A 22,511-nucleotide genomic window follows, 5' to 3' on the forward strand; every position below is an offset into this window, starting at 1 on the left:
AATGTTACGGCATGGGATGGGCGATACCCGGTGCCGTCGATACCATGCCGATCAACTCAGACACACCCAACCAGAGAATCTGCAGCCCGATGCAGAAAATGAAGAACGCGAACAACCGCATCACCACCTGCGTCCCCGCCGTACCCAGCCCCCGCTCGATACGCTCGGCATAGCGCATGCACAGGTAAATGCTCGCAGTGAGGATCACCAGGGCGATTCCCACCGCGGCGAAATGAATGAGCGTTGGTCCCTCGCGCGGTGACCCCGTGCCCAGCGCGATCGCCACGGCAATCGAGCCCGGCCCGACGGTCAGCGGCAGCGTCAAGGGATAGAAGGTGGGATCGCGCCGACCATGATGATGGTCGACCGCGGCGGCTTCGTTGTCCTGCTCTTCCTCGACATCGTCCGGCGCGTCGAGCAGGCGCCAACCGGCCATGGCGACGACCAGGCCGCCAGCGACGCGTAGCACCGGTATCGAGATACCGAAGAAGCCCAGTACGTAAGCACCGACCAACAACGACGCCAGCAACAACGCGAAGCTGTTCACGGCCACGCGGCGTGCCATGTCCGCACGCTCGGCATCGGTGGCGTGCGGCACGATGCTGATCGCCATGAAGGCGGATGCCGGCGGATTCACGATGGGAAACAGGCTCGCCACTATCAACAACACGGTCTTGGTCAGCTCTTCCCACATAAGACGCTCCGGGCGATAGGTAGACGAATGACGCGCACAGTATCCGGTCTTGTCAGGCGGCGGATTGGATCGTCCGCGCGTGCTGCGACGCAGGATGACAGATTCGTGTCACTCGATCATTCTCGCCGCCGGTGCGTCAGGGGGCGCGTCGCCTACTCATTCAACGCAGGGATATCGATGAATCGTCGACGCTTGACGCCGTGTCTTGCCGTGCCCGCTCTGAAGCTGCGTCCGCTGGCTTTGGCATGCACCACCGCCCTCCTCCTGTTCTGCGTCTCGGACGTCTTTGCCCAGGAACAAAACCCTTCAACGACGGCACCGCAAAGTGAGACGCCGTCCACAAAACCGGCAAAAACCGCGAAAGAGAAGGAAAAGCATCCCGCCAACCCCGACGCCGTGAGCAATCTCGACGCCATCGTCGTCACCGGCATCCAGGGCAGCATTCAGAACTCGCTGAAAGCCAAGCAGAGTTCCGACAACATCATCGAAGCGATCTCGGCAGAAGATATCGGCAAGCTCCCGGACAGCAGTATCGCCGAGAGCCTCGCGCGCCTCTCTGGCCTGGCCACGCAGCGAGTGGACGGCCGCGCCAACCAGATTTCGATCCGGGGCCTTTCGCCCGACTTCGCCGGCACCACGCTCAACGGTCGCGAACAGGCCACCATCGGTGAGAACCGCGGCGTGGATTTCGATCAGTACCCTTCCGAACTCATCAGCGGGGCTGCCGTTTACAAGACGCCCGATGCCAGCCTCATCGGCCAGGGTCTGTCGGGTACGGTGAACCTTCATACGATCAAGCCGCTCGACCTGGCCAAACCGACGTTCGCCGCGAACCTGCGTGGCGAAAGCAACTCCAACGGCAGCCTCAACCACGGTACCGGCGTCGGCGATAGCGGGCACCGCGCCAGCTTCTCGTACATCGACCAGTTCTTCGACCACACGCTCGGCCTGGCCGTGGGCTTTGCCCAGCTCGACTCACCCGTGCAGGAGAAGCAGTACCAGGCATGGTGGTGGAGCAACAACAACGGCCCGAACGGCGCCGAGGGACAGTGGGGAGCGGCGCACACGCCTGGCCTGCCCGACGACGTGCTGTCGCAGGAAGGCGCCCAGCTACGAGCCAAGTCCGAGAACCAGTTGCGCAATGGCCTGATGACCGTGCTCGAGTGGGCACCGGACGATCACTACCATTCCACGCTCGACCTCTACTACTCCACGTTCGACCAGAAGACGTTCCTCAACGGCGCGCAGTGGTCGAGCAGCCCGTACGACAACGTCTCCTACGCGAACGTCGGCACCGTACCTGCACAGCCCTACCCAATTGTCACCTCCGGTCACATCGATGGCCTGAAGACGGTTCTGCAGAACGAGTACACCAAGGAACGCGACAAGCTGTTCTCGGTCGGCTGGAACAATCAATACGACTTCGGTAACGGCTGGAATGCCACGGCCGATCTCTCGTATTCCAGCGCGAAGAAACGCCTGCATGACGCTTACCTGTTCGCCGGGCTGCCCGGCCAGGCGACATCGTCCACCGACTTTCAGACGAAGCGCGACGAAGGCTTCCCGGATTTCAGCCCAGGCACGGACTGGTCCGACACCTCTGCCGTGAATTTCACCGACGCGAACAACTACGGTTACGACGGGCGCGAGGAATATGACAAGCAGAAGGACACCATCAAGGCGATCCGCCTTGAAATCAGCCATCCCGTCGGCTGGATCTTCAGCGACTTCAACTTCGGCGTGAACTATTCGGACCGCGAGAAGACCAAACAGGCTGACGTGCTCTTCGCCTGGCTCAACGGCAACGGCTCCACGTCCGCCGATTACCTGCCCGGTTTTGCCGCGCCGATCGACCCGTCGTCGCTACGCGGTATCACCGACCTGGGCTATGGCGGTATTCCTGCCATCGTCAATTACAACGTCCTGCAGTCCCTGGACAACCAGTACTACCTCACCGAGCGAAACACGCAGGGCGACTGGAGTCGCAATTACACGGTGCGCGAAAAGGTGCCGGTCGTCTACCTCAAGTTCAACATCGATACGATGCTGGGCGACATTCCGTTGCGCGGAAACATGGGTGTGCAAGCCGTGCGCACGATTCAGTCCTCCGAGGCGCTGCAGACCAACGGCGACGCCCTGGTCGGTCGTATCGCCGACGGGACGAACTACAACAAGGTCCTTCCTAGCCTGAACCTCGTTGCCGAAGTGACGGACAAGCAGTACCTGCGCTTTGGTCTGGCCAAGACCATGGCGCGCGGCCGCATCGACGACGAAAAGGTCGCCACGTCGGCGGACGTTGCGCTGATTACCGACGGCCCGGCGGCCGGCCAGGTGCTCTGGTCCGGCAGCGGCGGCAACCCGAAGCTCAAACCGTATATCGCGGTCGGCGCCGATCTGTCGTGGGAGAAGTATTTCGGCACAGCGAGCTATGTTTCGGCGGCGGTCTTCAATAAGAACCTGCTCAACTACATCTACAACGAAACCACGCTCGACTACGACTTCTCACGCTATACCAACGATACGCCGACGCTGACCCCAACCAGCACCATCGGTTCGTTTACCCGCCCGGAAAACGGCACCGGCGGCAGGATGCAGGGCCTGGAACTGTCAGGCTCCTTCGAAGGCGGTCTGTTGGCGCAGGCGCTCGATGGCTTCGGCATGCAGGCGAACTTCTCGCTGACCAACAGCTCGCTACCGGTAAGTGCGGTATCGACCATTCCCGGCAGTCCGTCCACCCTGCCCGGCCTGTCGCGCAAGGTGGCGAACCTTGCCTTCTACTACGAGAAGCACGGCTGGTCGGTGCGTATCGCCGAGCGTTATCGCTCATCGTTCACCGGCGAAGCCGTGGCGCTGTTCGACCAGCTCGGCTACACGAAGATCCTGGCGGACAAGCAGACCGACTTCCAGCTCGGCTATGCCTTCGCCGAGGGCCGCTTGAGTGGTTTGTCAGTGCTGTTACAGGTGAACAACCTGACCAACTCGCCTGAGAAGACGCAGCAGGTCGCCTCGCTGCCGAACAACATCAAGATCGCCAGGCCGCTGGAGTACGACACCTACGGCCGCACGCTGATGTTCGGCGTCAACTACAAGCTCTGAGTCCGGGTCACCCGGGCCAGGGCGTATCCGAAGCGGGCTGTCCGAGGTGTTCCTCGGCCGGTCCCGCACAGGCCCAGCACGGCACACCGATCTGGCAGCCGACCTCCTCGTCGATATACGTCACCTCACCCAGGCCCTTGCATACCGGGCACGGCTCGTCTCCAGGATTTGCGTGGTCTGCGATGGGCATGGCGGCGGCCCTCATGCGGTCTTCGATGCTTCGTTATACCCTTCTGCCACGGCGGGTGCGTGGATGCCCGGGGAGCGACCATGCTCAAGCAGCGACCATCGGGCGCCTACGACACACGGCCATCGCTCGCGCGACGCCTCGTGTGGACCGTCAGCGGGGTGCTCATCCTCGTGCCGCTCCTCTACCTTGCCGCCGCCGTCATCCTCGGCGCCATTCCGCTGAATCGCGACTGGCGACACGCCGATGACGGAGTGACCGTATGGCTCACCACCAACGGCGTCCATGCGGGGCTGGCGATGCCCGCCAGGCACGCGCTGATGGATTGGACAGCGCTGTTCCCGCCAGTGCACAACGCGCGACGGAACGACGCGGACGCCGACGAGTACGTCACGATCGGCTGGGGCGATCGCACCTTCTTCCTCGACGTACCGCAATGGAGCGATCTGAAGCTGGCGATCGCCCTGAACGCGATCGGTGGGCGCGACGCCGCCGCGATGCACGTGGAATATGGACCCGCGCCGACACGCGATGCGACGGCGATACCGCTCACCGTGACGCCCGAGGCGTATGCACGGCTTGTTGCCTTTGTACGCCGAAGCGTCACCGTCAATGGCAACGGCTCGGCTGTCTGGATTCCCGGCCGCCACTACGACGTGAACGATGCTTTCTACGAAGCCAGCGGCCGCTACAGCCTCTTCGTCACATGCAACCAGTGGACACGCGATGCCCTGGCCGAGAGCGGCGTGCGCGTGCCTGCGTGGTCACCGTTCGACAAGGCGCTGTTCTGGCAGTTGCGTGGCGAAGCCGGTCGTTAGGTCGGCGTGTCTTTCGCAAGGGTGGCAACGCGCTCGCGCAGCCATTGGTGCGCGGGATCGGCGTGCATGCGCGGATGCCACGACGCATACAGGGAGATGTCGTGCGTCGGGATGGGCAGCTCGCAGGCATCGAGCCGCCCGCCGAAACGCTGTACGAGCCGCGAAGGCATGACACCCACATAGTCGGTAGCCTCGAGTATGTCGGGCATCAGGTGATACTGGGGAACAGACACTGCCACCTGTCGCCGGCGCCCGAGCCTGTGAAGGTAGTCGTCCATGAAGCCGTGAAAGCCGCCGCCATCGAGCGAGACGAGCACGTGCCGCAGTGCGCAATACGTGTCCAGGTCGGGCGGCGTCGGGCCGCGCGGGTGCCCTTTTCGCTGGGCCATGAGGTAGCGGTCCTTCAGGAGCACGCGGGCCTTCATCGCGGGCGGGATGAGGCTGTCGATGCTGACCAGCAGATCGACCTCGCCCGATTCCAGTTGCGTGCCGATGCGGGCGGGGTCCACCGGCCGGAAGGCCACGCGGATACCAGGCCCTGCGTGAGCGGCTATCCAGGCAACGAGGTCGACACCGAGGATGGCCACGCCGTTGTCGCTCAGGGCGATCTGGAAGTCGCGCGAGCTATGTGCCGGATCGAACTCCGGCGCATGGGTGAGCACACGATCGAGATCCCGCAAGGCCGCACGCAGCGGTTCGCGGAGGGCCGCCGCCCGGGCGGTCAGGGTCATGCCGCGCCCGGTTTCCGCGGGTAACAGCAAGGGATCGCCAAAAGACTCGCGCAGACGTGCCAGCTGGGCGGACAGTGCTGGCTGGCTGAGCTTGAGGCGACGGGCGGCTCGGGTGACGTTCGCCTCCTCGAGCAGCACGTCCAGTGAGGCCAGCAGATTGAGGTCGACCCGATTGATATCCATGAAATGGATGACTCGTATGCCTGGAATCGATGTTGATTATAGGTCGGCGAACCCGAGATAAGGCGCTCCCTCATCGTTGCGAAGCCGTCATGGCCCGTCTTTCCCCTCCCCTGGTGCTGCGCATTCTCAGCATCTGCAATTTCGCCCTCGGCAGCGCCTCACTGGCGGTCGTGGGCGCCCAGGCCTCGATGGTCGGCGCCGGCATGACGGTCGCGCAGGCGGCCGAGCTGGTCGCCGTGTTCGCGCTGACGTTCTCCGTCGGCGCCCCGCTCGCCCAGGTGTTCATCGGTCACCGGCGGCGACGCGACGTGCTGATCGGCGGGCTGCTGGTCCTCGCCTTCGGTTCGGTCTTGTGTGCCGTCGCGCCAGGCTATGGCTGGTTGCTGGCGGCCCGCGTGATCGCCGGCCTCGGTGCCACGGTGGTGGCCCCGATGGCATCTTCCATCGGCGTCGGCCTGGTGCCGGCCGAGCGACAAGGGCACGCGCTGGCCGTGGTGTTCAGTGGCATTGCCATCTCCAGTGTCCTGGCCGTACCTCTGGCCATCGCGGCCTCCGCAGCCTTCGGCTGGCGCGTGGTGTTCGTCGGTCTGGCGGCACTGGCCAGCATCGCGGCCCTCCTGGTCTGGCTAACCGTGGACGACGAGTCACGCGGTGTCCGACTGGACCTGCGACGGCTGTTGAAGGCACTTACCCACCCGGCCACCGGTACCGGTCTCGCTGTGATCTTCTTCCAGGTCTCCGGTTACTTCGTCACCTATACCCTCATCACCGCGCTGCTGCGCGACCGTTTCGGAGCGGACACCGCGACGGCTTCCGGCATCATGTTCGGCTTCGGTGTCCTGGGCGTTGCGGGCAACTGGCTCGCCCAGCGCCTCGCGCTTCGCTTCGGCGCCAACCGACTGCTGTATGCCGCCATGGGCACGATGCTGCCGGTGTTCCTCGCCCTTGCGGTCGTGCCGGCGTACTGGTGGGCTCCGATACTGCCGCTGCTGGTATGGGCCTTGTCGCAGGACGTGTTCTACCCCTCGCAGCAGCGGCGCGTGGTCGAACTCGAGCCGGAGATCCGCGGCCTGATCCTCGCCCTCAATTCCTCGGGCCTGTTCGCCGGTATCGCGTTCGGCTCGTTCCTCGGCGGGCGCATCGCGCAAGCGAGCGGCGTGGCCAGCCTGCCGCTGGTCTCCCTGGTGTTGACGGCGATGGCCCTGGCGGCGTTGACGGTATCGCGCCACGCCGCCCGCAGGCACGAGGTTCAGGCCCGATCGATGCGCGCGGCGTAGCAGCCGTACGCCGCATAGTGCACGTGCGCATACCGGACCGAGGACATCGCGAACAGGCGCTCGATCGCTTCGTCCAGCACGCTGCCCTCGACGAGGACCGCACTGGCGATGTGGTCGCGCTCGTCGAAGCCGCGCAACGCGAGCGTACGTGTACGCAACACCTCCGGCACGTCGTCACTCACCTCACACGCTTCGGTCGCCCCTTCGCGAATGAAGATGGCGTGGCTGGAGCGATAGGGCGAGTCAGCCGGCTGATGGGTGTGATTGAGCAGGAGCAAGGCTTCACCGCGGCGCGCGTTGCGTAGTTCGATACGCTCCGGGTAGCCGGTGTCGTTGGCGGCGATAACGCGGATCACGCCACGCTTGGCGAGTTGCGCTTCGTCCAGGCCATACAGCGACGTGAACGGCTTCGGGTCGATACCGGAGATGCGGAAGGACATGGGGTGGCTCCGTGGTGGGTACGAGGCCATGTTCCGCTCGCACTGCCTGCGCCACCATCCGGATCTTGCGCTACGAAGCGGCTCTTCCATCGCGACGAAAACGTGCCGGCGTCGTGCCCATGACGCGCGCAAACGCCTTGCCGAACGCGGACTCGGAACGATACCCCACGCGCTCGGCCACGGCGCCGGCAGTGAGTTCGCCACGGCGCAGAAGCTCCGCGGCTACGTGCATGCGCAAGAGTGTCAGTACCTCGTGCGGGGCGACGTTTCCTCGTGCCTCGAAGTGACGTGCGAACGTGGCGCGCGACATCGCCGCCTGTTCGGCGAGCGAGCCCACCGTCCACTCGCGCTCGGGCTCGCGCAGCATGGCGAGCAAGGCGCGACTGAGCCGGGGATCGACCATGAGACCGAGCAAGGAGGGCGGCATGAGCCCATCGCGCAACTGCGCGCGGAGTGCGAAGACGAACAGCGCCTGGGTCAGCGCCGTGACCACGGCCAGCGCACCCGGATCCATGCGCGCCACCTCGTCGCGAAACATCCTTACGATGCCGGACAGTGCGTCCAGCCCGTGCTCGCGACCGAGCCGTACATGGAGTACCTCGGGCAAGGCACTGAACAGTAACTTCCCCGCGTCCGGCGCGAAGGTGAAGCGGCCGCAGAGCAGATCGAGATCGGTGTCCCCTTCGGTATTGCGCTTGATGCGGAAGGGACCTGCATGATCGAGTGAGAGGGTGGTAGTGACATCCCGCCCGCGCAGATCGTGGACGCGGTGGCGAGTGCCCTGGGGTAGCACCAGCAGGTCACCCGCTTCCATCACCACTGTGTGGCCCGGCAGCTCCATGGCCGCGCTTCCGCCCAGGACCAGATGAAAGGGCGCCTCGCCGGGCTCGGCATCCACGTGGTCGAGGCTGAAGCCGCCCGCCAGCTGGCAGCGAAGGTCCAGGACGCCCTGCACCTGGGCCAGTTCTAGCACGCGGGTCAAGGCATCCATGAGACGTTCGCGCCATTCATTGAGTGATATGAGTATTCATCCTCTCACCGTGCTGGGCAACACTTTCTTCGACCTCCCAGAAGAAAGCCCTCCCCATGAACGCCACTGCCCGCCAGATCCTCGCCACCTTCGTTCGAACCGAGCGTCTCGGCCCGAACCTCATGCGCATCGCCATCGCCATCGTCTTCCTCTGGATCGGTGCACTGAAGTTCGTTCCGTTCGAGGCCGACAGCATCACACCCTTCGTCGCCAACAGCCCCGTGATGTCGTTTTTCTACAACCACCCTGACGAATACAAGGCGCACCTCACGCACGAAGGCCAGCTGGTGCCCGAGCAGCGGGAATGGCAGACGGCGAACAACACCTATGGCTTCTCCACCGGCCTGGGTGTCGTCGAATGGACTATCGCGGTGCTGGTACTGGCGTATCCGCTATCGAAGAAGCTTGGTCTGCTCGGCTCTTTCCTCGCTTTCGCCACCACGCTCGTCACCTTGTCTTTCCTGTTCACCACCCCTGAAGCGTGGGTCCCCGCGCTCGGTGACGCGCAACACGGATTCCCGTATCTGTCGGGTGCCGGGCGCCTGGTGCTCAAGGACACGATGATGCTGGCGGGATCGTGGATCATCGGCATCGACGCGGCCAAGGCGATCCTCGCCGGCGATCAGAAGCGATAACCGACGCTCACCCCGTAGACCCAGGGATCGACGTGGGCGGTGCCGACACGGGCACCGTCCACCTTCACCCTGGAATCGATGTCCATCCAGCGCGCGTCGACGGTGACGGTCCAGCGCGCGTCGAGTGCGATATCGACGCCGCCGTGCCATGCGACACCCCAGCTGTCGCCAAGGCCCACCGTAGTGCCGTCCAGCGCGTTGTGGCCCTTCGCATCGAAGAAATGCGTGTAGTTGATACCGACACCGAGGAATGGCGAAACCGCCCGGCCCGCCAGAAAGTGGTAGTTCACACCGACGACGGGAGGTAGCTGTTTCACGCTTACCGCACGCTGGCCGTCGAGGCGAACATCGTGCTTGAACGGCAGTGCGGCCAGAACCTCGATGCGCCATGCAGGCGCCAGCAGGTACTCCACGCTGACCGAGGGGCGCATGCTTCGCGTGGTGCTCGCCGACAGGCCGGCGAGGTCGCCCGAGTTCGATGTCGGATCGACCACATGGGCACCGACATGCACGATCCACGGCGATTCAACGCCTTCCGCGAGGGTGCCACCGACGGGTGCAACACACAGAACGCCCGCGATGATGAGCTTTTTCAGGGGATACACGTTGAACTCCTTGCCTGCTTGCATCGGTCATGACGACCGGATGCGCACAGGTTAGGAAGTCAACGCATGCGAGATGAGGAATGTCGTTTCGACGCGACAATCTGCCCGATCGTCGCCCGGCGTTACGACGTTGCTGGCGGGGCGGCGGCCACGGTCGGCGGCAGCAGTTTGTTCTGCGCGAGGCGCACGACCGTACCGACGGTCAAGACCACCATCACCAGGTTGGTGAAGACGAACAGCACCGGTGCCAGCTCGGCGATCGCACCCGTCAACCCGCGCAGAGTCATGGTCAAGGCACTGCCCGATAGCGCCGTGATGCCGAAGCTGAAAGCCCAGTAGCTCGACGCGAACGGCTGCTTCGCGATCCATGGAAACAGACGAATCATCATCAGCAACTGCACGAGGCCATAGCCCCACGCGGCCTGGACCATGAGTTCCGGAGCGCCCTGCGTGTTCGCCAGCCACGCTGCCGCCGCGACGGCGGGGGGTGCGAGCTGGATGCCCAACGTCGGCCGCAAAGGCGGCGGCAAGGGCGTGGCGTTGAGCAGACGATTGACGATGACCGACTCGAGCGCGAGCCAGCTGAACACGCCGACGCCGAAGAACAGGATGCCCCACGAGGGGAAACCGAGCAGACCTGCTGCCGCCGAGATGATCAGGTTACCGGCGACCGAAGGCAGGTAGATCACCGGTGTGGTGGTGGATATGTCGCGGTCGCCCTGGAGCATGGCGCCAAAGCGCCATAGCGCGAACACTACCTGCCCTACGCCGCCGGTCAGCAGGGCCGCCACGGCCAGGCCGTGCGCGTGCGGTGCAAGCACGATGCCCATCAGGGCGCCCGACGATGGCACCAGACCGATGAAGCAACACTGCACGGGATGCCGCGCTTCCTCGATAGCGGCCGCACGATGCACCAGCCACTTGTACGCGTAGGCCAGGGTGAGCACTGCGCAGACCACGAAGGCCACCGCCATGATGCTTTCGCCGATCGCGGCTGGCAGGCCCCAGAGGCGCGACGCCGTGCGCCAGTTGGCGCCCAGACCGACCAGGCCAAGCACCATGCCGAAGAACGACGCGGGAATGGGACGCGGAAGAGCCATGAAACCCCCTTGCAGGTGACCGTGAGACGCATGCGCCAGAACTAGATCGTTTCGCGTATTTCCCGGCGCACGCGCCAGGACCATCATGTTCTCACCGACGACGCAAACCCGTGCCGCCGGCCATTCCGGAGGAAACCCCCATGCTCGATTGGCCTGAATATCGCAACGAACTCGGCGCCCGTATTGGTGAAATCGCCAAGCTCAGCCCCGACACGATCAAGGGGTACCAGACCTTGTCCGGTGCCGGCGCCAAGACGAACCACCTCGATGCGAAGACGCGCGAACTGATCGCCCTGGCCATCTCGGTGACGACGCGTTGCGACGGCTGTATCACCGTGCACACCGCCGAAGCGCTGAAGCAAGGGGCGACACGCGAGGAAATCGCCGAAGCACTCGGCGTGGCCGTCGCCCTTAACGCCGGCGCAGCCCTGGTCTATTCCGCCCGCGTCATGGACGCCACCGAGGCCTATTCCAAAGCCTGACGCGCCACGTGCCTTGGGGACGCGCCCCGCGCTATCTGGGCGCGTCCCACGCTCTCTGGACGCGCCACGTGCTCTCTGGACGCGCCACGTGCTCTCTGGACGCGCCACGTGCTCTGTGTAGGAGCCGATTCATCGGCGATGGGTGCTAGCGACAACCCTACATACGCTCAGGCACGTCAATCGCAAGCAACGACAGCGCACGCTCCAGCACGCCCAGGGTAAACACGCACAAACCCAACCGCGACGTACGCGTGCCGAGGTCAGGCTCGGCCAACACCGGGCACTCGGCGTAAAACCGGCTGAAACGCTGCGCCAGTCCGAACGCATATTCCGCAAGCACCCCCGGTTGCATCAGGCGCACCGACTCCGCCACGACATCGCCGAAACCCAGGCATGCCATGACCAGCGCCCGTTCGCTGCCGTGCACCGGCACACCGGGCTCCGCGACCGTCACGCCGTCCGCCTTCGCCAACAACGAACGCAACCGCACACAGGCGTATTGCAGATACGGCCCGGTGCGCCCTTCAAAGGCCACCATCCGCTCGACATCGAACACGTAGCCCGACAGCCGGTCCCCCGAGAGATCGGCGAACTTCACTGCCCCGATGCCGATGCGCCGGGCCAGTGCACGCTTTCCTGCCGCATCCAGCTCCCTTCCGTAACCCGAACCTTCGATACGCTCGGTGGCCTTGGCCATCGCGTCGTCGAGCAATTCAGTAAGCCGTGCCACGCCGCCATCGCGCGTCTTGAACGGCCGGCCATCGCGTCCGTTCACGGTGCCGAAGCCGACGTGGATCAATTCCACGCCTGCCGCGATGCCGGCCTTGCCCGCCACGCGGAAGACCTGCTCGAAATGCAGCGCCTGCCGCTGATCGACGACGTACACCACGCGTGCGAGGCCTTCGTGCGTGGCACGCGCCTCCAGCGTGGCCAGATCGGTCGTTGCATAGAGCGCCGCACCGTCGCGCTTGGCCAGCAAGAGCGGCGGTACCTCAAAGGTGTCCTCCGCCGTAGCGACATCCACGACCAGCGCACCTTCGCTTTCGCGAGCGATGCCGCTGGCACGAAGGCGCTCGACGAGGGGCGTGATGGCATCGCGTACGTCGCTCTCGCCGTCGAGTGCATCGAACACCACACCGAGCTCGCGAAAGTCCGCCACCTGGGAGGTCAGGCTCAAGGCGCGCAACGAACGCCACAAGGCGAGCAACCCGGGATCGCCCGCCTGCAGGGCCGCGGTGTCGGCGCGGGCCTCGGCCATGCGCCGGGCATCGCTGCGGCAGGCAGCCGCCGCCTCGGGATACAGACGCTCGAGTTCATCCAGGGTCACCGGCGCGTTCGACGGGAAGGCCTCGTTGTCACCGCGGCTGAAGAAGGCCAGTGACGGGTCACGATGCCGTATGGCCGAGCTCAGCATGCCCATCTGCAAGCCCCAGTCGCCCAGATGCGCATCGCCCAACGTGCGCCAGCCGAGCGCCGTATGGATGCGGCGCAGGCTTTCACCGAGCACCAGCGAACGGAGATGCCCCACGTGGAGGGGCTTGGCCACGTTGGGGCCGCCGAAGTCGAGGATCACCAGACGGCCCTGGCCCAGGTCGGGTATGCCAAGGCCCGCATGAGCGATCGTGGCCCGTGCAGAGGCCGCCAGAAAGGGTGCAGCCAGCGTCAGGTTGACGAAGCCTGGTCCGGCGACCTCGACGGCCGAAAATATCGCCTCCTGCCGGAGCAGACCCGCGATGTCTTCCGCGATGGCACGCGGCGGCCGCCCCTGTTCACGAGCGAGGGCCAGCGCGGCGTTGCACTGAAAGTCGCCGAAATCCGACCGCGTCGAGGGCTGGGCGCGAGCGAACGCCGTGGGCAGCCCAAGGGCCGCGAACACGGTGGCGAGCGAGGCGTCGACATGCGACGCCAGGGACAGGAACATGGGCTTCTCCGTAACCGATGGGCACAGGCGCACGCATGGGCGCGCCGCGTGGTGCTAGCGCATCGTTCGTCGTCGGAGCAGTCGTGCGGGAGTCATGTTCTCGATTTAGCCGGAAAAGATCAGTCTTCGCAAGCAAGCAACGAATCCATGCGTATGCTCGGAACCAGGCTATTTGAGGAGACTCGTATGACGGCTTCAAAGCGACCCGGTGCCCATAGCATCGTGATCGTGGGCGGTGGCGCGGCGGGCATCGAACTGGCGGCACGCCTGGGCAAGCGTGGCGACTTCGATGTCGCCCTCGTCGACCGGGACTCCAGCCATTTCTGGAAGCCACGCCTGCACGAGCTCGCGGTCGGGCTGCTGGGCGATGGCGAAGAGGCGGTGCCCTATCTGGCGCACGCGCAATCGCACGGATACCGTTTCGAACCCGGCGCGCTGCGGCACGTGGACCCTGCGGCGAAGACCCTCGCCCTCGACGAGGTCCGCTTTCCGCTCACCGAGGAGATCATCCTGCCGGCCCGCACCCTCACCTACGACACCCTCGTACTCGCATTCGGCAGCAGGGTGAACGATTTCGGCACGCCCGGCGTCCTCGAATACTGCGACATGCTGGACAGCCCTGCACAGGCGATCGACCTGCGTCGCAAGATCCTGGCACTGGCGCTGCGCACGGCGGGCGATCCGGAAAAACGCATCAGCATCGGCATCGTGGGCGCCGGAGCCACCGGGGTGGAGCTGGCGGCCGAGCTGCACCACGCCTTCAACGATATGCACCGCTATGGCGGTCTCGATCCGGCAAGCAAGCTGGATATCACCCTGATGGATATGGCGAAGCGCGTGCTTCCCAACGTCGATCCGCGCACGTCGGAGTCCGCCGAGAAGATCCTCCGGCGCATGGGCGTGACGCTGCGCACGGGTGTCGGCGTGGATGCGGTCGAAGACGGCGCCTTCCATCTGTCGGACGGCAGCAGCGTGCATTGCGATATCCAGGTGTGGGCCGCAGGCGTGACGGGGCACGACATGGTGAAGGGCCTCGGCCCGTTCGAACTGTCGAAGGACCGGCGCATCCTGGTGGACGGCCAGCTCAAGGCCCAGGGCCTGACTGACATCTATGCCATGGGCGATTGTGCGTTCGCCACCACGGCTCCCGGCGGCCCCAGCGTCCCACCCACCGCACAGGCGGCCCACCAGCAGGCGACCTACCTGGCACGTGCCCTGCCCCGCGCCCTGCGCGGTGAGAACGTCGCGCCCTTCGTCTACCACTCCAAGGGCACGCTGGTGTCGCTCGGGTCCCGTCAGGCGACGGGCGAACTACCTTCGGGGCCCAAGGGCCGGTCGATCATCCCCATGCGGGGCTGGGTGGCGAAGATGCTCTACGTATCGCTGCAGCAACTGCACCGCGCCACGCTTCATGGCTGGCCGCGGGCTACCGCGCTATGGCTGGCCGACTGGCTACGAAATACAACGCTGCCACCCGTAAAGCTCCATTAAAAGGGACGACCGCGAACACGCCAGCCATATAGAGGGCGGCGCTGCCCTACATCGACTGAAGCGAGATCTTACTTTTGGGCAGCGACTGGCAGCATTGACGAGGGGGCGCCGACGTACCGCAGTATCTACCGCACGACTCACCCTTTGCTCGGCCGATTCAGTTCGCAACCGCGCTCAGGGCGAAAACACCGGCCATCGTGCCGGTGTTTTCATTTGGAGCTTTGGAATTTGGAGCAAGGGATTGCGAACGATCGCGTATGTTGACGGATACAACCTTTTTTACGGCTGCCTTCGAGGAACCTCATTCAAATGGCTCGACGTAGGCGCGTTGCTTCGGCACGTCCTGCACGTGCAAGATCCGGCGGCATCGTTTCAAACGACTCGGACTTGTCACCGGCCCTCCGAATGATGAAGACCGATTTTCCGGCGGTACGCATCGGCCTTGTCATTCCATCCAGACCGCCTGACGGTTCGCCAGGGGATCGAGCTGTCACCGAACACCTTAAGCGGCACGCAGACTGGACGCGTGAGCACCTTCTCGATTCAGAACTTCGGGCGTTTCAGTTCGCCGACCGGGTGAAGACCGGCAGCCGACCAGCGGACCGCCCCGCGCTCTGGACGCACAAGATGCTTCCTCCACCTCCGACCGAACCCACAGGCTCCTGAGTTACGAGCCTGCACGGATTCCCAAGGATTCACGCAAAAACCCGCGCAAGCCGCTATAACCATGGCAATGCCAAGCGACCCGTCCTCCGGATAGTGACGTGGATCACGTCCGGCAGGCTGCCGAGCCGCTACGTTCCGCTGTCCCCACTTCAGGAGCCGCGATGCTAGCCGCGCCCTTACCCGACGACGAAGTGCGCCGCCTCGAGCGACTGCGCGGCCTTGCGGTGCTGGACACGGCGCCGGAGCCCTTTTTCGACGGGATCGTGCGGGTAGCCTCCCTGGTGACGGGATCGCCGATCGCCCTGGTCAGCCTGATCGATCATGACCGCCAGTGGTTCAAGGCCCAGGTGGGCCTGGACGGAACGACCGAGACGCCCCGCGACATTTCTTTCTGCGCCCATGCGATCCACGGCAGCACCCTGTTCGAAGTGCGCGATACCCACAAAGACCATCGCTTTGCCGATAACCCCTTGGTCGAAGCGGATCCCAACATCCGGTTCTATGCGGGTATGCCGATCGCCATGGAGGGCGGCTCCGGCATGGGCACGCTCTGCGTCATCGACCATGTCCCCCGGGAGCTGACACCCACCCAGCGGGACATCCTAGCCACCCTGGCCGGTCTCGTAGGGATGGCGTTGGAACAGCGCGCGACAGCCGTCGAACGCAACGCCGCACTTGCCCGCGAGGTCACCCTGGAACGCGATCTCAGGCGCACCGCACAGGAATGGGAAATGCACCGCCGGCGCGCGGTCACCTCACTGGAAGCAAGCGAGCGTCGGTTTCGCCAGTTGTTTCACTACAGCCTCGGCCTGATCTGCACGCACGACCTCGACGGCGTCCTTCTCTCGGTCAATCCCGCGGCGGCCAAGTCACTGGGTTACCCGATCAACAGCCTGATGGGCAGGTCGCTCGCCGAGTTCATGCGCCCGGAAATGGTTCCCGCGTTCAACGCCTATCTACGCCGGATCATCGACGAAGGCAGCGACTCGGGTCGCCTCGAACTGCGCGCGGCCAACGGTGAGTTGCGGATCTGGGCCTATCACAACGTGCTCGATGAGGACGACGAAGAGCGCTACGTCCTCGGTCACGCGCAGGACATCACCGAGCAGCACCGGCAGGAGCGGCAGCTTCGCGAGTGGTCGCTGAGCGATCCCCTCACCCACTGCTTCAACCGTCGCTATCTGGGCCAGCTCGGTGACATGACGCGTGACGAAACCCTCGGCTGCATCACCGTGGACCTCGACCACTTCAAGGCCGTCAACGATACCTACGGCCACCAGCGCGGCGACGACGTGCTGGTCGATATGGCGACGTTTCTCCGGGCACGCGTGCGCGACGAAGACGCCGTGGTTCGCCTGGGTGGCGACGAGTTCCTGGTGGTATTGCGTAGCGCCGATGACCGGCAACTCGCCGAGGTCAGCGCCCGTCTGCGTGACGATGCGCAATCCGCGCCGATCGGCTTTACGCTGGGCGCAGCGATGAAGCTAGCCGGCACCCCGTTAGATGCGGCGTTGAGTCGTGCCGACCAGCGCCTCTATGAGGCGCGGGCCAGCCGTTCCGCGATTATTTGACAGCGTGCTCCAGGGCTTCGAAGTCTTCCTGTGACAGCTTCAGGGATGCACCCTTGACGTTCTCTTCGAGGTGGTCGGGGCTACCCGTGCCCGGGATAGGCAGGATCACCGGCGAACGCTTGAGCAACCATGCCAGGGCGACCTGGCCGTCGGTAGCGTTCAGCTTCTTGGCAATCTTCGACAAGACCGACCCCTCCTTCGCCAGCTCGCCGGCGGCAAGCGGGAACCAGGGGATGAAGCCGATGTTGTGCTTATCCGCGTAGTCGACCACGGCCTCGCTCTGGCGGTTGCCGAGGTTGTAGAGGTTCTGCACGGTCGCGACCTTGAAGAACTTCGATGCCGCTTCGATCTGGCCGACGTTGACCTCGGAAAGACCCACGTGGCGAATCAGGCCCTCGTTCTGCATGTCGCGGATGACGCCAAACTGCTCGTCCTGCGGCACCTTCTCGTCGACACGATGCAGCTGCCAGAGGTCGATACGTTCCACGCCGAGGCGACGCAGGCTCATCAGCACGCACTGGCGCAGGTACTCGGGACGGCCGAGCGGAGCCCAGATGTCCGGACCGTGGCGGGTCAGTCCGCCCTTGGTCGCAATCACGAGGCCCTTGTAGGGATGCAGGACTTCCCGGATCAGATCCTCACTGACGTAAGGACCATAGCTGTCGGCCGTGTCGATCAGGTTGACGCCGAGCTCGGGCAGCTTCGCCAGGGTTTCGCGGGCGGCCTTGGGGTTGGCCGGATCACCCCAGATTCCCTTTCCGGTGATGCGCATGGCGCCGAAGCCGAGTCGATTGACCTCGAGATCGCCGCCGATCTTGAACGTGCCGCTCGCGGATGCGTTGATGTTTGCCATCGGTAGACTCCGTTACGTTGGGACGAAGGAAAGTCAGACAGACATTGGTACGCCATCGCACGTTTAAAGGGCGTCGCGATATATCGATGCGATGATGACAGACATCGTACAAGCTTGCGTTCGCGCGAGCTTGAAGCACGTGATGGCAAACCGCGCAGGTTTCGTCCAAAAATGCTGTTGTCGCCAGTCAGAGTCGTGCGGCAATCGCATCAAGAAGCTGCCCGACAAGCCTGCCGTCCACAGGATCTCCGGCGAGTGCCCGCTCGATGCGATCGATGTCCGTCACGATGGAGGTCGCGCCCCAGACCAGCGCACCGCCCTTGAGACGGTGCGCGAAATGGGCCGCGCTAGTGAGGTCAGTCGCCGCTACCGCGGCACGGATGGCGGCGAGATCCTTGAGACACTCCTTGATGAAGGTCGCATCGATCTCCGACTCCGTGCGCGGTGCCACAAGAGCGGCCTTCAGCCCTTCAAGCGAGAGCGGCTTACCCAGCACGGTATCGATGCCGCTTTCTTCACAGCGCCTTATGTGGGCCTCGCCGTGATTGGCCGAGATGGCGATGAACCGTGTGCGAGGCCCACCAGCCGACCGCTCGCGAGCGCGCAACTCGGCGGCGATATCGTATCCCTGCATGTCAGGTAGCTCACAGTCGAGCAAGACGCCGACGTAGCGTCCCGCCTCGAATACGTCGATCGCTGCCTGCCCGTGATCCACCGCATGCGTCGCATAGCCGATGAACTTGAGCTGCGCCGCGATGATCTGGCGATTCGCCGGGTGATCCTCGACCAGAAGCACCGTGCCGAAGGGCTCGTCCTTCGCCACATCGAGCGGGTCGTCGTCGGTAACCGTCGTGACGGCAGGCACGAGACTGGTCGGCAATTCGATGCGCACGGCCGTGCCGACGCCCACTTCGCTGGTGAGGTCGAGCCGTCCACCCAGGTGCGTGACGATATCGCGACAGATCGCCAGGCCCAGGCCCGTGCCGCCGAGCCGTGTATCGAGCGGTCCATTCGACTGGGCGAACGCGCGGAACAGCTCGCGCTGCCGGTCGACCGGCACACCGATACCGGTGTCGAAGACTTCGATGACCAACCGCCGCACGCTGTCGGCCGTCTCTTCCGTGCCTTGCCAAAGTGCGATGCCCACATGCCCTTGCTGCGTGTACTTCACGGCATTCGCGAGCAGGTTCTCCAGGACCTGGCGCAGCCGGGTCTCGTCGAGGAGTAACCAGGGCAGCGGCCCCATGGGGAGGTCGAGGCGCATATGGAGATCCTTCGCCTCGATCGCCGTGCGCTGCGACTCGATGACCTGCCGCGCCACGGCCAACGCATCGCAGGACACGAGATCGGGCGTGAAGCCCTGCACCTCGGATCGGGTGTAGTCGAGTGCGCTCTTCAGCAGCGTGCGCAGATTGCGGCTACTCGACTGCGCTATCGCCATGAGGTCTCGCTGCGGCCCCTCCAGTGGCTGCCGGGCCATCAGGTCGATCGATGAGACGACGGCATTGACCGCATTGCGCACCTCGTGGCTCATCACCGCGAGCAGCATGGTCTTCTGTTGCTCGCCACGCTGTGATGCGAGCTGCGCCCGGCGCATCTGCCACAAGGCGAACATCAACACCAGGACCAGGCAGCCACCCAACGCGATCTCTCCCTGGTACACCGACACGACCTGCGACAGGGTCGGTGCGCGCAGGTATGCCGCCTCCAGCCAGCGCTCGATCACCGCCTCGTTCTCGTCGGCGGTGATGCGGCGCATGCCCCTGTCGAGCATGTCGATCAGTTCCGGTTCGTCGCGCTGCACGACCACCCTGACAGTCACCGGCATGTCGGGCACATCGCCGGCGACGCGCAGGCTGGAGGCGTAGTCGCGGCGCACGATGGGGTGGTATGCGACGTCCATACCCACGGCAGCGTCCGCGATACCGCTTTCCACCGCGGCAAGCACCTCGTGGATGTCGTCCAGCGGAAGACGCGTCACCAGTGGATGTTCCCGCTTGAGCCAGCTCTCGTAGGCACCGCCGCCCTTGAAGGCGACCGTATGGCCGTCCAGGTCACGCATCACCACCTTCGCCGGGCCGACGGTGCGGGTCACGATCAGGGTCCGACCCACGTAGAACGGTGCCGAAAGAAGGGCGCGGTCGCCCAGGTCGGCCACGACCATTCGGTCACTGGTCGAAGGCAGCAGGTCGACGCGATGCTCGGTGAAGGCTTTGACGGACTCCTCCCACGAGGAGGTGCGCAACGTCTCGAAACGGACGCCCGTATGTTCCGCGACCAACGCCAGGTACTGGCTGACCAGGGGATTGGCTTCCCCACCACGAATCTCGGCGCCCTGCTGCGGGTCGATCGCAAGACGCAGCACGGGATGCTGCGCGACCCAGCGCTGGCGATCGGGATCCGGCGGATCCGTTGCGGCACCGGCCGTCATCATGAACCCGATCAGGAAACACGCGATCCATCGCCTCACTTCGACGGCACCTCGCTGTCCGATGCCAGCAGGTACGCGCGCAGCATATGCAATTCGTTATCCGCTCGGATATCCAGCTTCCGGTAGGCCGCCGTCTTCTGGGTGCTGACCGTCTTCAGGCTGCGGTTGAACTTGTTGGCGATCTGCGTCACCGACAGGCCTTCCAGCACACAGCGAACGACCTCCCATTCGCGAGGTGAAAGGTCAGCCATGGGATGAGCCGCCAATCCGCTGACCATACCCGGTGGCAGGTATTCCCGCTCGGTCATCACGGCGTCGATCGCACGAATAATCTCATCGAGCTCCTGGCTCTTCGCGACGAAGCCGTGTGCACCTGCCTGCAAGAGACTGCTGATGACCAGGCGCGAACCGTGAGCGGAGACAACGAGAATCTTCAACGCCGGATGCGACGCCCGAAGCAGCTTGATCAGCGCGACACCGTCGATGTCATCCATGGCCAGGGAGTAGTCGATCAGGGCGACGTCCACGGGCATGGCCGCCAGCATCGCCCGGAAGGGCTGGCTGCTGCCGTGGCTGCCGACGATCAGGATCGAAGGGATTCTCTCAAGGTGCGCAATGAGCCCTTTGAGGACGAGCGCATGATCGTCCAGCAAGGCCACGCGCACTGAGCCGGTGTAGGTTCGCGCGGACATGAGTCGATCGGGGGGCTGCCTTGTAGTCATATGCCCTGCCTCTTAAGCGGAGCGGAATGAACGATATATCGGCGATGGAGGCTTGTAAACGCCAGCAGCTCCATGAACGTCGTATCGGCCATTCGGCTACCTCCGTAAGCCGTACAGGCAATCCACCAGTGGATTGCTAACCTCTCATCGCCCCGCAAGACGGGGATTTCCGACCAACAAGGGGTAGGACGCGGGCATGGATACAGTAAGCCGCAGACCGGCCGGCACCGCCGCCGTGCGCGAACCCGTCGCCGACGGCCAGCCGTACGAGCGTGCGGGGGAAGCCGTCACACTCTCGCTGGACACGGTGCGCATCGGCATTGTCGGATTGGGGTACGTGGGCCTGCCGCTCGCCGTCGAATTCGGCAAGCGGTACGCAACCCTCGGATTCGACATCAATTCCGGTCGCATCGAAGAGCTCCGTCGCGGCCATGACGTCACGCTGGAGGTGGATGGCGAGGAGCTTGTCGCCTCGCGTCGGTTGCGTTTTTCCTCAGGAATCGACGATCTGGCCGAGTGCGATGTCTACATCGTCACCGTGCCGACGCCGATCGACGACGCTCGGCGGCCGGACCTTACGCCACTGATGCGCGCGAGTGAGACCCTCGGCAAAGTGCTCAAGCGCGGCGACATCGTGGTCTATGAATCGACGGTTTATCCGGGCTGCACCGAAGAGGTCTGCGTGCCCATCCTGGAGAAATTCTCCGGCCTCGTCTTCAACGAAGATTTCTTTGCCGGCTACAGTCCGGAACGCATCAACCCGGGCGACAAGACGCATCGTGTTACGGGAATACTCAAAGTCACCTCGGGATCGACCCCGGCCACGGCGGACTTCGTCGACGCGCTGTACCGCTCGGTGATCACGGCAGGCACGCATCGGGCCAGCTCGCTGAAGGTAGCCGAGGCCGCCAAGGTGATAGAGAACACCCAGCGTGATCTCAACATCGCCCTGGTCAACGACCTCGCCATTCTCTTCAACAAGCTGGGCATCGACACCCTCGAGGTGCTCGAAGCCGCCGGCACCAAGTGGAATTTCCTGCCTTTCCGGCCCGGATTGGTCGGCGGACACTGCATCAGCGTCGACCCTTACTACCTGACCCACAAGGCGCAGCAGGTCGGCCACCATCCCGACGTAATCCTCGCCGGCCGGCGCACCAACGACGGCATGGGCACGTACATTGCCTCGGAAGTGGTACGGCTGATGGTGCGCAAGGGGATCAATCCCGTGCGCGCCCGGGTCCTGATCCTCGGCCTGGCCTTCAAGGAAAACTGCCCGGACCTGCGCAACACCCGCGTGGTCGACATCATCAACGCCCTCGACACCTATGGGGTCGGCGTGGACGTGCACGACCCCTGGGTGCGTGCCAGTGAGGCCGAGCACGAATACGGCATCACGCCCATGGCCGATCCGGCGCATGGCGCCTATGATGCCGTTGTCGTCGCCGTGGGCCATCGCGAATTTGTCGCCTTGGGCGCCACAGGCATCCGCGCCTTCGGCAAGGCCGATTCCGTGGTCTACGACGTCAAGTACGTGCTGCCGCGCGATGCGGTGGACGGACGGCTTTGACCGCGGCCTCT

18 protein-coding genes are annotated in these 22,511 nt (G+C 64.5%); 8 read left to right on the forward strand and 10 right to left on the reverse strand.

What is annotated here, in order from left to right; all coding sequences use genetic code 11:
* Positions 1-4: 4 nt before the first annotated feature.
* The gene (locus tag HB634_RS03905; protein ID WP_213947618.1) at positions 5-694 is read right to left on the reverse strand and encodes a MarC family protein; all 690 of its coding nucleotides are present in this window, start codon (positions 692-694) and stop codon (positions 5-7) included.
* 177 nt (positions 695-871) lie between these two features.
* Here HB634_RS03905 and HB634_RS03910 point away from each other — a divergent pair, with 177 nt between their 5' ends.
* Positions 872-3,790 carry a TonB-dependent receptor gene (locus tag HB634_RS03910; protein ID WP_213947619.1) on the forward strand — a complete coding sequence of 973 codons (2,919 nt, stop codon included), beginning with the start codon at positions 872-874 and terminating at the stop codon, positions 3,788-3,790.
* A 270-nt stretch (positions 3,791-4,060) separates the two neighbouring features.
* On the forward strand, positions 4,061-4,795 hold the full coding sequence (locus HB634_RS03915) for a TIGR02117 family protein (protein ID WP_213947620.1): 735 nt from the start codon (positions 4,061-4,063) through the stop codon (positions 4,793-4,795).
* On the opposite strand, the gene HB634_RS03920 is transcribed toward HB634_RS03915, so the two are convergent.
* Positions 4,792-5,709 (reverse strand): LysR family transcriptional regulator, encoded by a 918-nt coding sequence (locus HB634_RS03920; RefSeq protein WP_213947621.1) that lies wholly within the window; start codon positions 5,707-5,709, stop codon positions 4,792-4,794. The two genes, HB634_RS03915 and HB634_RS03920, sit on opposite strands and share 4 nt — an antisense overlap.
* An 89-nt stretch (positions 5,710-5,798) precedes the next feature.
* Here HB634_RS03920 and HB634_RS03925 point away from each other — a divergent pair, with 89 nt between their 5' ends.
* Positions 5,799-6,986: an MFS transporter gene (locus HB634_RS03925; protein WP_213947622.1), complete on the forward strand. Its 1,188-nt coding sequence runs from the start codon at positions 5,799-5,801 to the stop codon at positions 6,984-6,986.
* Here HB634_RS03925 and HB634_RS03930 read toward each other — a convergent pair.
* Both HB634_RS03930 and HB634_RS03935 read right to left on the reverse strand, forming a co-directional pair.
* Positions 6,959-7,426: a DUF1203 domain-containing protein gene (locus HB634_RS03930; RefSeq protein WP_213947623.1), complete on the reverse strand. Its 468-nt coding sequence runs from the start codon at positions 7,424-7,426 to the stop codon at positions 6,959-6,961. The two genes, HB634_RS03925 and HB634_RS03930, sit on opposite strands and share 28 nt — an antisense overlap.
* A 70-nt stretch (positions 7,427-7,496) precedes the next feature.
* Positions 7,497-8,417, reverse strand: coding sequence for an AraC family transcriptional regulator (locus HB634_RS03935; RefSeq protein WP_063571565.1), 921 nt, complete (start codon positions 8,415-8,417; stop codon positions 7,497-7,499).
* Between the two features lie 95 nt (positions 8,418-8,512).
* Here HB634_RS03935 and rclC point away from each other — a divergent pair, with 95 nt between their 5' ends.
* The gene (gene rclC / locus HB634_RS03940; protein ID WP_213947624.1) at positions 8,513-9,091 is read left to right on the forward strand and encodes a reactive chlorine resistance membrane protein RclC; all 579 of its coding nucleotides are present in this window, start codon (positions 8,513-8,515) and stop codon (positions 9,089-9,091) included.
* Here rclC and HB634_RS03945 read toward each other — a convergent pair.
* Positions 9,079-9,696 (reverse strand): OmpW family outer membrane protein, encoded by a 618-nt coding sequence (locus tag HB634_RS03945; protein WP_345777456.1) that lies wholly within the window; start codon positions 9,694-9,696, stop codon positions 9,079-9,081. The genes rclC and HB634_RS03945 overlap by 13 nt on opposite strands.
* Before the next feature lie 122 nt (positions 9,697-9,818).
* Entirely contained in the window at positions 9,819-10,796 is a 978-nt protein-coding gene (gene tehA / locus HB634_RS03950) for a dicarboxylate transporter/tellurite-resistance protein TehA (RefSeq protein ID WP_213947626.1), read from the reverse strand.
* A 140-nt stretch (positions 10,797-10,936) separates the two neighbouring features.
* On the opposite strand from tehA, the gene HB634_RS03955 reads away from it, so the two are divergent.
* Positions 10,937-11,278, forward strand: a complete 342-nt coding sequence (locus HB634_RS03955; RefSeq protein WP_063571304.1) for a carboxymuconolactone decarboxylase family protein — start codon at positions 10,937-10,939, stop codon at positions 11,276-11,278.
* Positions 11,279-11,435: 157 nt separating this feature from the next.
* Here HB634_RS03955 and argS read toward each other — a convergent pair whose 3' ends face one another.
* Complete coding sequence (gene argS / locus HB634_RS03960) at positions 11,436-13,199, reverse strand: arginine--tRNA ligase (RefSeq protein WP_213947627.1); 1,764 nt, start codon at positions 13,197-13,199, stop codon at positions 11,436-11,438.
* A 186-nt stretch (positions 13,200-13,385) separates the two neighbouring features.
* Here argS and HB634_RS03965 point away from each other — a divergent pair, with 186 nt between their 5' ends.
* Together HB634_RS03965 and HB634_RS03970 are read left to right on the forward strand one after the other, a co-directional pair.
* Entirely contained in the window at positions 13,386-14,690 is a 1,305-nt protein-coding gene (locus tag HB634_RS03965; RefSeq protein ID WP_213947628.1) for an NAD(P)/FAD-dependent oxidoreductase, read from the forward strand.
* 827 nt (positions 14,691-15,517) lie between these two features.
* Positions 15,518-16,927: a diguanylate cyclase gene (locus tag HB634_RS03970; protein WP_213947629.1), complete on the forward strand. Its 1,410-nt coding sequence runs from the start codon at positions 15,518-15,520 to the stop codon at positions 16,925-16,927.
* On the opposite strand, the gene HB634_RS03975 is transcribed toward HB634_RS03970, so the two are convergent.
* The 3 genes from HB634_RS03975 to HB634_RS03985 form a co-directional block, all read right to left on the reverse strand.
* Complete coding sequence (locus tag HB634_RS03975) at positions 16,920-17,780, reverse strand: aldo/keto reductase (RefSeq protein ID WP_063571300.1); 861 nt, start codon at positions 17,778-17,780, stop codon at positions 16,920-16,922. The genes HB634_RS03970 and HB634_RS03975 overlap by 8 nt on opposite strands.
* Positions 17,781-17,967: 187 nt before the next feature.
* Positions 17,968-20,214 carry an ATP-binding protein gene (locus HB634_RS03980; protein ID WP_213947630.1) on the reverse strand — a complete coding sequence of 749 codons (2,247 nt, stop codon included), beginning with the start codon at positions 20,212-20,214 and terminating at the stop codon, positions 17,968-17,970.
* Between the two features lie 32 nt (positions 20,215-20,246).
* Entirely contained in the window at positions 20,247-20,903 is a 657-nt protein-coding gene (locus HB634_RS03985) for a response regulator transcription factor (RefSeq protein ID WP_063571298.1), read from the reverse strand.
* A gap of 328 nt (positions 20,904-21,231) precedes the next feature.
* Here HB634_RS03985 and tviB point away from each other — a divergent pair, with 328 nt between their 5' ends.
* A complete protein-coding gene (gene tviB, locus HB634_RS03990; RefSeq protein ID WP_255548384.1) occupies positions 21,232-22,500 on the forward strand; it encodes a Vi polysaccharide biosynthesis UDP-N-acetylglucosamine C-6 dehydrogenase TviB in 1,269 nt (422 codons plus the stop codon).
* Positions 22,501-22,511: the final 11 nt, after the last annotated feature.

It is taken from the genome of Luteibacter sp. dw_328, from assembly GCF_018449605.1.
Taxonomy (GTDB): Bacteria; Pseudomonadota; Gammaproteobacteria; order Xanthomonadales; family Rhodanobacteraceae; genus Luteibacter.